This window comes from Devosia naphthalenivorans (assembly GCF_003056355.1).
In the GTDB taxonomy this organism is placed as follows: Bacteria; Pseudomonadota; Alphaproteobacteria; order Rhizobiales; family Devosiaceae; genus Devosia; species Devosia naphthalenivorans.
Genome location: NZ_PYVW01000011.1, coordinates 63,040 through 75,770 on the forward strand (window position 1 = coordinate 63,040; position 12,731 = coordinate 75,770).

Genomic DNA, 12,731 nt, shown 5'->3' on the forward strand with positions numbered 1-12,731 from the left:
ATTTTTTTCCTCTCAGGTGTTGAATGCGAAGACGAGAGACAAGCTAAACAGCCGGGCCCAGGCTGTGGCGCTGGCCCGCTGGATGGCGACGATATTGGTGCCCTCTGTCCACCAGCCATTGCCGGTCGCGACGATCACCTCAGGAGAATGGAGCGCGGACTGCAGCACCGGCCAGACAATGAGCTGCTCGTAACAAATCAGCGGCAGGATCGTGGCACCGGCAGAGGTGGCAACTGGATTGGCGAAGAAATGCGCCCTGGCGCCGCCGCCTTCGCCCCACCAGTCCAGCCAGGGCTGCCACATCGAAACCGGCACCGGCATCCTCTCCCGATAGAGGATGCGCCCACCATGGCCGGTTAGCTCCACCATGACATTGTCGTAGCCGCTGGGGGTAACCACGATGGCACCGGCGTTCACCACGATATCGCGGTCGCGCAGCGCGTCCGTCCAGAGCCGTTCAACCGTCGGCGTCCACATGCCGATCGCGCTTTCGGGCAGCACCACGATACCGGCGCCACGGGCCGCCGCCGCCAACACCAGATCGATAGTTTCACGCTGTTGAGCAAAATCGGCATACTGCCCCTCCGAGCCACGAAACTGTGTGTCGATCCCGATCCAGCCTTTAGGAATGGGTGGCTCGAACCAGGTGACGACCGAAACGGCCGATAACCCACAAATCACGACGGCCACCAGCGGCCAAACCCGCGTCGTCATCGCGAGCAGACCGGTGCTGGCAGCGGCCACTCCCCACCACCCCCAACCGGGAAAGAGGATGCCAGCGGCAGTGATCGGGTGGGCCCAACCGACGATCCCAAATGGCGGCACGCTCATCAGCATGGCCGCGGCAGCATAGCGGCCCGTGCGGTGCCATCCAGGGCGCGATGCCCAGAGCACTGCGTGCACGCTGACAAAAGCGAGCGAGGCAGCCCCCCAGAGGCCAATGCCGGCGACAACATCGCTGCCATAGAAGTTGGCAACGCCCTGCGGCAGACCGCGCGAGGCCGCCAGAAAATACCCCGCTGAGACGAGGGCTACTACCAGCCGGGATGGCGACAGCGCCCACAGCGCCGGGAAGGCGAAGGCCAGGGGCAAGGTCAGCGGATTGCCGCTCCACCCGACGAAGCCAATGGCGACTGCTGCACCAACCAGCCCGGACGATATCACCCAGTTACCGCGCATAGGTAAGTACCGGATGGGCGAGCCCGAGGAGGCCAGCGGCCGGGATCGGTCCAAAGTACCGCGAGTCATAAGAACCTGCAAAATCAGAATGAACAAAGAGATGACCCCGCGGGACGGCGCCACCGTCATGGGCGACGAGAACCCGGCCCTCCGCATCCTTCGGACGAAGTGCGGATGCGACGAGCAGCGCACCATCGATCGTCACCGCTATGTCGACCGCGACCTGCTGGCCCGGCGTAGCCACGACGGTCTTGATCAACGGGCTCAACCAACCCGGGCAGAGGCCGCGGCGTAGATATCCTCGCACCGCCGCCTGTCGGAATGTCGGCGTGTCGGGCGGGCAGATAAAGACGAGATCGCCAACAGCGGCGGGGTTCTCGAGAGGTACAATCCGCCAGAGACCGAGCGGGTAGCTTGGTGTCAGATTGATGCGTAGGCCGCCGAAATACCCGCCGACAACCAGTCCGATCACGATCGTGGCGCCGATCCCAATAATGGCCACTGCGGGTGCGCGGTTGGTCATTTGAGCACCGGACTTTGCCGCTGGGATTGGCGCAGGGCCTCGGTCTCCTTGAGCGCCTGGGTCGTGCGTTCATGCGCCGCCAATTGTTGCCCGGCGCGCATGATCGGCCAGGCCGCCACCAGCTTCTCCCGTTCGCCGGGTGGGAGCCCGAGCGCTGCCTTGCCGAAGGCGTTGCCATCGACGTCTTTGGCGGCATTGGATAGCAGCGCTCGTTCGCCAAAGCGCTCTGTGACGGCCTTGTTAAAGGCCTCGATCTCGGCCTTGACCATACGATCGGCCAGAGCAAAGCCGAGCGCTGCTGGAAGATCGTTGCGATCGATGGCGTCGCGCACCTTGTCGAGAACGAGCCCGGCCGTAGGCGACAGCGCCGGGATGTCGATGGCGGCACGATGACGGATCAACTGCTCGTCCGCCACCAGTCTCGCCGTCGCGGCCTCGCGCGTCTTGAGGTAGCGCTCGATGTCGCGGCGCAGCGCGGAAACATTGACCTCCGCCACGCGTCGATCCTCCCGATCATGTTTGGCGGCGAACACGCCCTCGCGTCCGCGCAATGTGCCAAAAATTGCCGGCTCACGGTCGATCTGGCCAAGCCGTTCGGCCGCCACAGCGGGATCCGCAAGCAGAGCCTCAAAGCGCATCGCACGGAAGGCGGCTCCCGGGTCGGCATAGACCAGGCGCAGGCGTGTCGAGAGGTCATCCCATTGTTTGCTCAGCGCTGGATCCGTGCCCAGCTTCTGCTCGGTTGCATCAGCAAGGGACAGGGCAAAACTGGTGATCCCCTTGACCATTGGCTCAGCCTTTCTGGTTGATTGCAGGGGCGCGGATTGGCGGGCATCGAACAGGCCAAGCCGGGCGCCGGCGGCTCGGAGCTTGTGACCGAGATCGGCAAGGTGTTGCTTGTGTTGCTTGTGGCGCAGGCGCCAGTCGAGCCGATCGCGGACTAGCGTGCGCGCCACGCGAACCAGGTGCAGGCCGCGACTGTTGGCGAAGTTCAAGGCTTGCCGGTAGAAGCGTCCGGAGGCATAGTCGAGGGTGGTTTCCTTAGCCTCACGCCGCGACAGGACCTTGATCAGCCCGCCGACCTGCTCGAAGGATCGCGCACCGTAGTAAAGCGCAACATGGTCGCGATGCCGGGTCATTGCGACGTAGGTCAGATGCCGGTCGAGCGACAGCGATGCCAGCACCTTGACGCGATCGACAGTGGCGCCCTGCGACTTATGGATGGTGGTGGCATAGCCATGATCGAGGTTGCAATAGGTTCGCTGATCGACCTCAATCCGGCGCGCCGCATCACCTTCGCCGATGGTGGCGACGATCCGCCCGGGAACCGCCTCCACCACCTTGGCCAGCATGCCGTTTTTGACGTTGAGGCCGCTGTCGTTCTTGAGGAAGACGATCTGGTCGCCGGCGTCGAACTGGCGTGGCCCGTCCTGTGTCTGGAAGGCATGACCGTCGCCGAGAAGGCCACGTTCGACCAGTTTTTCGCGCGCCAAACTATTGAGTGTGTGCACATCCCGCCGCAGGTGAGCGAGGATCAACGACGTCTTGGTTGGATCGTAATCCGCGTTCCAGTCGGCAATGAGATTGGCGATGGCCTCGGCCTTCAGCTTCGCTCCAAGCACCCTGCCCTGATCGCGATAGGCCGCGATCGCCGCCTCAACACGCCCCCGCGCCAGATCGAGCGAGGCGGCGCGCATCCAGCCTTCCTTCTGGCGATAAATAGTTTCGAGTTCGGCATAGCCGATGCGATCAACAATGGCGCGGAAGGCCGCTCCGGCCTCGATCGGTTGCAGCTGCTCTGGATCGCCGACCAGCACCAGTTTCGCGCCAGCTCTGGACGCTGCTTCGACAAAACCCGCCATCTGCCGCGACGCCACCATGCCCGCCTCGTCGAGGACAAAGATGGTGCGATCGTCCAGGAGATCCCTTCCCTGTTGCCAGCGGAGTTCCCATGACGCCAGCGTGCGGCTGGGAATGCCGGCTTCCTTTTCCAGACCCTCCGCAGCCTTGCCAGCAAGGGCACCACCGACAACGCGATAGCCGGCTTGTTGCCACACCTCGCGCGCGGCCTTCATCATGGTCGTCTTGCCGGCGCCAGCGCGGCCAACCACAGCGGCGATCCGCCCCCCATCCGACACATGCGCGATCGCGGTGCGCTGCTCATCCGACAACCGTTCGTGACGCGCAAACACCTCCACCAGCAACTTCTCCCGGACGCTGAACTGCGACGACCGGGAGAGGTGCGCGGCGCGGCTGACCATCTCGGCTTCAAGCCGGATCATGGCCCGCGTGGTCAGCCGCGCCGGTGCCCGCTGCCCTGTGGCAAAATCTATGGCCTCGGGTTCGAGACGCAGGCATTCCGGGCTTTGCAGCAGCTGCGTCAGCAGGCGCTGGAAGCTGCCCACATCGTCAATATAGCGATGCAGCACCTTGGCCAGATCGCGTTCATCGAAAACGCTCTTTTCCCGGCTGACCATATCGAGCACGATTCCGGGCTTTTGCGCGATCCGCCTGGCGTTGATCTGCCGCCTGGCCTCCTGCTCCTGCAGACGTTCGAGCTCGGCGCGCCGTCCCGATTGCTCGGCCTTGCGTCCGATTGCCGTGGCGCCAACCCCGATATGGATCGTCGGCACGATGTCGATCCCGCGCTCGGCGTAGGAGCCGCCATCAACCCGAATGTCGAGACCGGCCAGTGCCAGATGCTGGTTCTGCAGATCCAGCCAGGCATTGCGTTGCTGCAAGAACTCGGCCTTCTCGCCGGCCCATAGACGATACTGGATTTTGCCCGATTGGGTGCGAACCGGCCGTCCGTCTGCACCGATGACGGCGACCTTCTTGGCGCCAAATCCGGCATCGGTCAGCGGCCGCAATGTCGTCATCAGATGGACATGGGGATTACCCGGTTCGTCGTGATAGACCCAGTCGGCCACCTGCCCCCGCGCCAGCACCTGCTCGAAGACGAACTGGCGCATCAGGGCGATGTTCTGCTCACCCGTCAGCTCCACCGGCAAGGCGATGATGAATTCCTTGGCGAACTGCGCATCGGCGCGTTTCTCGAACGCTTCCACCCGGTTCCAGAACGCCTCGGCCGCACCGGCAACGGAACGATCGGCGATCATTTCACGCGCCCAGGCTGGCGCATCGGCAGGCAGCAGAAACTCCTCATGGGCCAGATTGCGTTTTGCCGAATAGTCGACGGTCCGCGCCTCAGCCTCATAGTCCATTTTCGCACAATGCCGATACGCCGCCGACAGCACGGCGCTGCGGCCATTGCCGCGTCCGATCAGTTGAGGCGTAAAATGCGTGATGGCCAAGGCAACACCGATCCTGACGGTTGAACCAGACATGGGTTCCTCCGGTCCGCCCCAGCCGCCACGGCGGCAGCGCAGCACGTCGCTTGCGACGTATTACTGCGCCCTTGGAGCATTCCTTCGGAACGCCGGGATCATCGCAAGAAGTGTCGGCTACGCCGACCCGGCATTTTTGCCGGGTCGCGTCAGACGCGATCCCGGGCGATTCTGCCCATGCCAAACGGCATTTGAGCAGATCAGGAGCAACCGGAATGAAGAAGCCCTCGTCACGGATCAGGGACGAAATTGCCAAACTCCAAGAGCAATTGAAGCAGGCCGAAACCCGCGAGGCCGAACGCATCGGACGCGTCGCCCTTAAGGCTGGGCTTGGCGAGATCGCCATCGAGGATGCCGACCTCTTGGCTGCCTTCGAAGAACTGGCAGCGCGGTTTCGCAAAACGGGTGGGCGAGCGAGCAGGTCGGTCCCGCCAGCGGTCGCGCCTGGCGCGGCTGCGGGGTCGGATTGCGAGGTTTGAGCGGATGCAACAGGCCAGTCAGAGCGACGCCCGGAAGAAAGACACACGCGAAAAAATCCAGCTTGGCGGCCTGATCGCCAAGGCGGGTTTGCGCTACGAGAAACGGGCGCTGCTGCTGGGTCTGCTGATCGATGGCGCGGGTCGGATCAAAGCCGACTCGCATGAGCGTGCCCGGCTGCTCTCCATCGGTGAAAAGGTGTTTTTCGATGACCCCGACTAGGATCGCTTTGCTGATAGCGCCCGGCGTCCTGATGCTGGGCACATGTCTGTTGCTGACTGGCATTGAGCAATGGACTGCCAGCTTCGGTACGACGGCGGAAGCCCAGCTCATGCTGGGCCGCATCGGCCTTGCTCTGCCCTATGCCATCGCGGCGGGGTTCGGCGTCATGTTCCTGTTCGCCGCGAAAGGCACCGTATCAATTCAATATGCTGGCGGCGGCGTTCTCGTCGGCACGATGGCAGTCGTGATGGTCGCCCTCATCCGCGAGATTTTGCGGCTTGTCGCGTTTGTCGATGCGGTCGCGCCGAACCAAACCATCCTGCAGTTCGTCGACCCTGCAACTTCCGCTGGCGCGATGCTTGCCGCGGTCTCAGGCATCTTCGCCCTTCGCGTCGCGATGCGCGGGAACACCGCCTTCGCGTCACCGGCGCCGCGCCGGGTCAGCGGCAAACGAGCCATCCACGGCGAGAGCGAATGGATGAACGCTACCGACGCGAAGCGCCTGTTCCCCGAAGCCGGCGGCATTGTCATCGGCGAGGCCTATCGCGTCGACAAGGACACGGTCGCCGCCCGTGGGTTTCGTGCGGATGATCAGGAGAGCTGGGGTGCAGGTGGCAAGTCCCCGCTGCTGTGTTTTGACGCCTCCTTCGGCTCAACCCATGGCCTGGTCTTCGCCGGCTCGGGCGGCTTCAAGACCACCTCGGTCACCGTGCCGACGGCGCTTAAATGGGGCGGCGGTCTCGTCGCCCTCGACCCATCCAATGAAGTTGCGCCGATGGTCATCGAACACCGGCGCAAGGCTGGCCGCGCCGTGTTCATACTCGATCCCAAAGAGCCGATAACTGGCTTCAACGTGCTCGACTGGATCGGTCGCTTTGGCGGCACCCGTGAAGAGGATGTCGTGGCCGTCGCCAACTGGGTGGTGACCGACACAGGGCGCCAAAGTTCCATTCGCGACGACTTCTTCCGCGCGTCGGCGCTGCAGCTCATCACCGCGCTGATTGCCGATGTCTGTCTCTCCGGACATACGGAAAAAGAACACCAGCATCTGCGGCAGATGCGGGCAAACCTGTCGGTGCCAGAACCCAAGCTGCGCGAGCTGTTGCAGAAGATTTACGACAATTCCGCATCCGAATTCGTCAAGGAAAACGTCGCGCCGTTCATCGCCATGACGCCGGAAACCTTTTCCGGCGTCTATGCCAATGCGGTCAAGGAGACCCATTGGCTGAGCTATTCGAACTATGCCGCCCTGGTGTCGGGTTCGAGCTTTGCCACCGACGACATTGCCGACGGCAAGACCGACATCTTCGTCAATCTCGACCTCAAGACGCTGGAGGCGCATCCCGGTCTGGCCCGCACCATTATCGGCGCGCTGCTCAATGCGATTTACAATCGGGATGGCGCTGTGAAGGGGCGGACACTGTTCCTCCTCGATGAGGTGGCGCGGCTCGGCTATCTGCGCATTCTGGAGACCGCCCGAGACGCGGGCCGCAAATATGGCATCAGCCTGGCGCTGCTGTTTCAGTCGATTGGACAGATGCGTGAGGCTTATGGGGGACGCGACGCCACGTCAAAATGGTTCGAGAGCGCGTCGTGGGTTTCGTTCGCCGCGATCAACGATCCGGACACGGCCGACTACATCTCACGGCGATGCGGCAACACAACGGTTGAGGTCGATCAGCTCAGCCGGTCCTCGGCCATGTCCGGATCGTCCCGCACACGCTCCAGGCAGCTGGCCGCGCGACCGCTGATCCTGCCGGAGGAAGTGCTGCGCATGCGCGGTGACGAGCAGATCGTTTTTACTGCAGGCAATGCACCACTACGCTGCGGTCGTGCCATCTGGTTCCGGCGTGAGGACATGCGCTCGATCGTCAGCGCAAACAGATTCCATGCGCGCGGGAAAGCATGACCCTGCAACTTACGCACGCGTACCCATGTTGATCCGCCACGATATTTCGTTGTGAAGCTGGCGGGATGGAGACATCGTTGATGTCCGCACCGCCCGCGCCACGGACCCGAAGCCCGAATAGAGCCTGTGTGGCAACTGCGAGCGGGATCGTCACGCGAAATGCGCGGAAACCGCCAGGCGGGTTCCGTGAGCGTCAGCCGGCGGCGAATAGAGCCCATCCGCTGCAAAGCGGCTCGCCAATCCCAACTGGAAATCATTCCGTTGTTCTACAAACGGAAAGGGAATGGTGAAACGCTCATAAGCTGCGTGAATCGAACCGACCGCTGCGATTCAGGAAAGTCATTGGACACCGTTTCCAAAGGCAGCGAGACTCCCGGCATGTCGAGTGATGCTGATCGCCCCATTCATCTGTGCCGTATCGACCCAACGCAGAACATGCGTCGGTTCTACTCGCTTGCGATCCAGCCGACATTGTTTGGTGGTGCATCGGTCATTCGAAACTGGGGCCGGATCGGCACCAACGGCCAGTCAATGATGGAAACCTTCGATGAGGCCGAAGAGGCCATGAGTGCCATGGCAAGATTACAGCGGACAAAGCAGCGACGCGGCTACAGCGACTGAGCTGGTGCTGGTGCTGGTGCTGGGAACCTCGACCATTCGCCGCTTGAATGCGCTTGTTTTTGCGGCTTTCTGTGAATTGGCGGTCAGGACTGATGCCTCAACCACTTTCGCAGGCTGCATTTCATTGCCATAGAAGAGGTGGAGCCAGGAGCATAGGGAAATATCGAATGACAACGACGAACGAAATTGCCGACAAGATCGCTGCAGAGCAGAACCTGACGAAGGCCCAGGCCAAGACGATTGTAGAGAGCGTGCTCAGGCAGATCGTTGATGCTGCCAAGTCCGATGCGGAAACTTCTTTTCCGGGATTTGGCAAGTTCAAGGTGAAGGCGTCTCCAGAGCGGGACGGTCGCAACCCTTCGACCGGTGCAACGATAAAGATCGCCGCGTCGAAAAAACTGACCTTCACGCCGGCCAAAGCGATCAAGGATGCCCTAAACGGTTAGTAGCCAGCACGGCCGATCCATGGTCGGCCATCTCCAGCAGATTGATCAGCACCGCATAGAACCGCAGCGGCGCTGATGACAGCCTCCCTAGAAGGGAGGCTCGGCGCTAATCTCGGCGTAGGCCTCCGCCAGCGTCACATCGCGCTCGGCAACGGCCAGTTCCAGTTCCGTTTCAATCTCGCGGCGCTCGTCCCAATAGACGGCATTCCGCAGCTCGGCGTGCAATTCCTCGATATGCTGATCGATCGACATGGACCGTCTCCGTGATGTTGGTGAAAGACGACACCGGCTGTCATGGCGGAGCGGAGGGGTCAGGGATCGTGCAAGCGACCGGCGGAGCCGGCGGGTGGGGGAGCCGAAATGCGCCAGCATTTTGGGGGTACCACTCGTCCTCGAGGCCGGCGGGCCGACATGGCAGACTCGGACGATCTGAGCAGACCCCCACTCCATCCGGTTGGCGCCAAAAAGCCGGAAGCAGGCTCGACGCCTGGTGCCGGCTTCCTCCTGCACAGGAGGAACCCCGCCTTGCGGCGGGGTCCTGTAGCAAGGCTCAGTCCCGGTTGGGGCGAGACCAGATCAGCTGGAGGCCTTCTTCGCCGTCCACCTCGATCAGGGTGGCGTAAATCGGAGCCGGGAAGCTCGGATCGTCCAGCTTGACTGAGAGGTAGTCGCGCTCGGTTTCCTTGGAGACCTTCTGCCAGGCCGCACCCAGCTCCACGGCACCGGAAAAGATGCGGAAGTGAGGGCCCTTATCAGAGGGGGTTTCGACGCGCTCGAAGCGTGCCTTGACGTTGAGGCTGAGGGTCTTGATCGAACCGGTGAAGCCGTTGGCGGTGGTGGTGAAGATGCCGATGGTTGCCATTTGTCTCATTCCTTTGGTTTCTCGGGTCGCGACCATCGCGCCCTCGATAGCGGTCGACAGACCGGAGGCGTTCGAGCCGCACCCAAAGGGCCGAAATGCAATGGAGGGCGGCCGGGAAAGGCTTTCTTGTTCCGCGAGGAATGAGCGCACAGCGCACAGGGGAAGAAAGCTGAAACCGGCTGTTGCGGGGATAAGAGCGAGAGCGAGCGCAGCGAGTTCGGCCTGCGGTCAGACCAGCCACATCGAGGACGCAGATGGACGTGCCCGTCGCAGGAACGACCGGAATGAAGACAGGCGACCCTGCATCGGCATCACCCCATCACGACCGGCGTGGCACTCGCTATCAATCCAATCTCAGCCTTGCACCTCAGGCATCGATTGCAGCGGGACGCCCCAACGGACGCCCCGCCGACACTTCTTCATTGCGATGGGACCGATTTATGGGTGCCAGTGTGGAGATAGGACATGACCGGCGCTCAGGCGGCCTCGTGCTCTTTGGAAGTAGCCGGCTGCAGGGCATGCAGATAGTTGACCGCCCGCTGCGCATGGGCGGCGGCCTGGAAGATGGCGCGCTTGTCATCAGCCAGCACCGTAAGCCAGCTTGCGAGGTAGGCAGCGTGATCCGGGCGTGGCTCGAGTTCGGGGACGATACCGAGATCGGCACACAACAGGGCCGACCCTATCTCAGCAACGAGTTCCTCCCGGGCCCGCTCCGACCTGTCTTTGGCATAGCGACTAAGATCGCGGCCGACGCGGTTCGGTTTCGCCGTCCAGTGAATATGCTCGTGGCTGAGGACCGCGACATAGGACGCCGCATCCCGGAACGTTTCGAAGGGCGGCATCTGGATATGGTCAGAGGACGGCACATAGTAGGCCTGCGCACCGCCATGGCGGAGATCCGCACCAGCATTGGCAAAGAAGGTGTCGGCGTTCTCAATCCGTTTCACCGGATCGGAGACCGGCGCCGGACGGTGGTAATAGTGCTCGGGCAGGCCCTCGATCTGCTCGACATTGAACACGCCATAGGCGCGCAGGAATGGAATGTCCCGCTCCATCTCGTCGCCGCGGGCGTCAGTCTCGGTCTTGGTGAACCGGCTGGCATAGATCACGGTGGCGCTGGTCTCTCCCTTGCGGACATGGGCGCCCAAGTCGCTGGCCTGCTTGAACGTCATCCACATCGACGCGGCATAGCCCCGCGCCATGGCCTCTGACCACAGCAGCAGCACGTTCATACCAGAATATGGTTCGCCATTGTGACGCAACGGTCTGGTGATACGCCCTGCTGCATTTCCCGCGCTCCACGGCTGCACCCAGGGGCACACCCCCTGCTCCAGCTGCGCGACAATCCGCTCGGTAATCCGCGCATAGATATCAACACGGGTTTCGCTCTGCTCTTTTCTGCTCATTTTCATAAACCTCCATACTGGAGGCCGCGCCGATCGCGGCCCCGTCACGGCGGACGACAAGCCGGACCAATCAGGGGGTCGCGCACCCCGACAGGGGCCGGAACAAAGAGGAGGACGGCAAAGCCGTTGCGCGATGCACCGGGTCTGGCAAGACCGATGGCGGGACGGGACCAAAGGCGCAGCAACAAGAAGAAGGGCGGCGCAACGCGCCGCCCGGATACCGTCCGAAAGAGCGGCGGTTCAGTGCACCGACCGGCCGCCACAATAGGGATCGTACTCGAAGAGGATTTCAATTTCGGCGCCGTCGAGCTCATCTGCCGGGATGACTCCGAACTCGTTGTCGACCTGGAAGAGGATGACTGGGGCCATGAGGGTGCGGGCGAGCTTCCAGGCGTGCTTTTGGGCGAGTTCGAGGTTGTGCGACATCTGAGGCTCCATCTTTGGAGCGGGCCATTCCCGCTCGATGGCTCCGTCAGTGTCCGGCTCCGGGCGCGATCACCGCGCAGGCAAAGACAAGCGGCCGCAGCTTGCTAGCGGACCCCTCGTGGGTTGATCGTGGAAGATCCGGAGCCGGAACAGGAAAGCCATCCCGAGAGAGCGGGATTGGACACCTCCGGCTGCATGCCTCATGCGGTGTCGTATGGCCTCGTAGCTAGGCACCTTGATGTCAGGAGGAATGAGCAAATCATCGTCGTTCAAAATCGCCCACATTGGGGTGGAACTGAAAGGGCGGCTTTGGTCGTAACCCAGGCAGGAAGCGGACATTTCATGCATGGAAACGTCGCCGAGCATTTACCGGCCCCATAGCCAGAGACTGAGGTCACCTTGACATGGTAAGGAATATTCCTTACGTCTATCAAAGATCAAGTTGGGAGCCCACTATGGCTGCGTTGCTGAAAGAAGAAAGCACCATCACCGCGAAGGGCCAGACCACCGTTCCCAAGGTTGTCCGGCAGGCTTTGGGCGTGGATTATGGTGGACGCATCGCCTTTTTCGTTGACGACCAGCACCGGGTCTATGTCGAGAAGGCGACAACCGAGGCGAGTGACCCCATCGTCGATCACTTCCTCGAATTTCTGGCGCAGGACATGAAAAAGCACCCCGGCACGTCCGTCGTCGCGCTGCCCGCCACCCTGCGGGATCGTATGGCCGCGCTCGTTGGAAATATGGACGTTGACCTCGATGCCGAGATCGACGGGGATGTCGCACTCTAGTCATGCTCACGATCAATGGATGGACCATTTTCGCGCATCCCCTCTTTCTCGATCAGTTGGAAAAGCTGACCAAGGCTGTCGACGTGTTGAAGGCAAACAAGCCTGACCAATACCAAAAGAACGCGAACACCAAACTCTTGGCGGCTTTAAACAAGCTCGTGTTCCAGACGATTCCGGCTGATCCGACCGCGACCGTCTATCGGCAGGGTTCGACGCTGGGCGAGGCTAACAAGCACTGGTTTCGGGCAAAGTTCGGGAGTGGTCGGTTCAGGTTGTTCTTCCGCTACGACTCGACCGCGAAAGTCATCATCTTTGCCTGGGTCAACGATGAAACGACGCTGCGGACTTATGGCGCGAAATCCGATGCCTGCAAAGTCTTCAAGGGGACGTTGGAGAACGGCAATCCGCCCGATGACTGGGCCACGCTGCATAACGCGGCTTCCGAGCCCGCTGCAGTTGAACGGCTGGACAGCGCTTCGCCAGCAATCCGATAGCCGTTTCCGCGAGGCGGATTAGTGTGTGGGT

At 62.1% G+C, this 12,731-nt stretch carries 14 protein-coding genes; 7 read left to right on the forward strand and 7 right to left on the reverse strand.

The window, feature by feature from the left end; translation table 11 throughout:
• Window positions 1-12: 12 nt before the first annotated feature.
• From C8264_RS14075 to traA, 3 genes are read right to left on the reverse strand one after another with little or no spacing between them, the layout of a single operon-like run.
• On the reverse strand, window positions 13-1,179 hold the full coding sequence (locus C8264_RS14075; protein WP_108461613.1) for a conjugal transfer protein TraB: 1,167 nt from the start codon (window positions 1,177-1,179) through the stop codon (window positions 13-15).
• Window positions 1,169-1,702 carry a conjugative transfer signal peptidase TraF gene (traF, locus tag C8264_RS14080; protein ID WP_108461614.1) on the reverse strand — a complete coding sequence of 178 codons (534 nt, stop codon included), beginning with the start codon at window positions 1,700-1,702 and terminating at the stop codon, window positions 1,169-1,171. Before traF ends, C8264_RS14075 begins: the two co-directional genes overlap by 11 nt.
• Window positions 1,699-5,016 (reverse strand): Ti-type conjugative transfer relaxase TraA, encoded by a 3,318-nt coding sequence (traA, locus tag C8264_RS14085; protein WP_108461686.1) that lies wholly within the window; start codon window positions 5,014-5,016, stop codon window positions 1,699-1,701. The genes traF and traA overlap by 4 nt, the downstream gene beginning before the upstream one ends.
• A gap of 248 nt (window positions 5,017-5,264) precedes the next feature.
• On the opposite strand from traA, the gene traC reads away from it, so the two are divergent.
• The 5 genes from traC (at window position 5,265) to C8264_RS14110 (ending at window position 8,724) form a co-directional block, all read left to right on the forward strand.
• Window positions 5,265-5,528, forward strand: a complete 264-nt coding sequence (traC, locus tag C8264_RS14090) for a conjugal transfer protein TraC (RefSeq protein WP_108461615.1) — start codon at window positions 5,265-5,267, stop codon at window positions 5,526-5,528.
• 4 nt (window positions 5,529-5,532) lie between these two features.
• The gene (gene traD, locus C8264_RS14095; RefSeq protein ID WP_108461616.1) at window positions 5,533-5,748 is read left to right on the forward strand and encodes a conjugal transfer protein TraD; all 216 of its coding nucleotides are present in this window, start codon (window positions 5,533-5,535) and stop codon (window positions 5,746-5,748) included.
• On the forward strand, window positions 5,735-7,657 hold the full coding sequence (traG, locus tag C8264_RS14100; protein WP_108461617.1) for a Ti-type conjugative transfer system protein TraG: 1,923 nt from the start codon (window positions 5,735-5,737) through the stop codon (window positions 7,655-7,657). Before traD ends, traG begins: the two co-directional genes overlap by 14 nt.
• A 186-nt stretch (window positions 7,658-7,843) precedes the next feature.
• Window positions 7,844-8,278, forward strand: a complete 435-nt coding sequence (locus tag C8264_RS22835; RefSeq protein ID WP_342748698.1) for a WGR domain-containing protein — start codon at window positions 7,844-7,846, stop codon at window positions 8,276-8,278.
• A gap of 167 nt (window positions 8,279-8,445) precedes the next feature.
• Window positions 8,446-8,724 (forward strand): HU family DNA-binding protein, encoded by a 279-nt coding sequence (locus C8264_RS14110; protein WP_108461618.1) that lies wholly within the window; start codon window positions 8,446-8,448, stop codon window positions 8,722-8,724.
• Between the two features lie 87 nt (window positions 8,725-8,811).
• On the opposite strand, the gene C8264_RS22385 is transcribed toward C8264_RS14110, so the two are convergent.
• From C8264_RS22385 to C8264_RS14130, 4 genes are all read right to left on the reverse strand, one after another.
• Window positions 8,812-8,976: a hypothetical protein gene (locus C8264_RS22385; RefSeq protein ID WP_205245684.1), complete on the reverse strand. Its 165-nt coding sequence runs from the start codon at window positions 8,974-8,976 to the stop codon at window positions 8,812-8,814.
• 298 nt (window positions 8,977-9,274) lie between these two features.
• Window positions 9,275-9,586 carry a DUF736 domain-containing protein gene (locus C8264_RS14120; RefSeq protein ID WP_108461620.1) on the reverse strand — a complete coding sequence of 104 codons (312 nt, stop codon included), beginning with the start codon at window positions 9,584-9,586 and terminating at the stop codon, window positions 9,275-9,277.
• 476 nt (window positions 9,587-10,062) lie between these two features.
• Complete coding sequence (locus C8264_RS14125; protein WP_108461621.1) at window positions 10,063-10,992, reverse strand: ArdC family protein; 930 nt, start codon at window positions 10,990-10,992, stop codon at window positions 10,063-10,065.
• A 240-nt stretch (window positions 10,993-11,232) separates the two neighbouring features.
• Window positions 11,233-11,418: a hypothetical protein gene (locus C8264_RS14130; protein ID WP_108461622.1), complete on the reverse strand. Its 186-nt coding sequence runs from the start codon at window positions 11,416-11,418 to the stop codon at window positions 11,233-11,235.
• A gap of 455 nt (window positions 11,419-11,873) precedes the next feature.
• Here C8264_RS14130 and C8264_RS14135 point away from each other — a divergent pair, with 455 nt between their 5' ends.
• Together C8264_RS14135 and C8264_RS14140 are read left to right on the forward strand one after the other, a co-directional pair.
• Complete coding sequence (locus C8264_RS14135) at window positions 11,874-12,206, forward strand: type II toxin-antitoxin system PrlF family antitoxin (RefSeq protein ID WP_108461623.1); 333 nt, start codon at window positions 11,874-11,876, stop codon at window positions 12,204-12,206.
• Window positions 12,207-12,208: 2 nt separating this feature from the next.
• Window positions 12,209-12,700: a type II toxin-antitoxin system YhaV family toxin gene (locus C8264_RS14140; RefSeq protein ID WP_108461624.1), complete on the forward strand. Its 492-nt coding sequence runs from the start codon at window positions 12,209-12,211 to the stop codon at window positions 12,698-12,700.
• Window positions 12,701-12,731 lie beyond the last annotated feature (31 nt).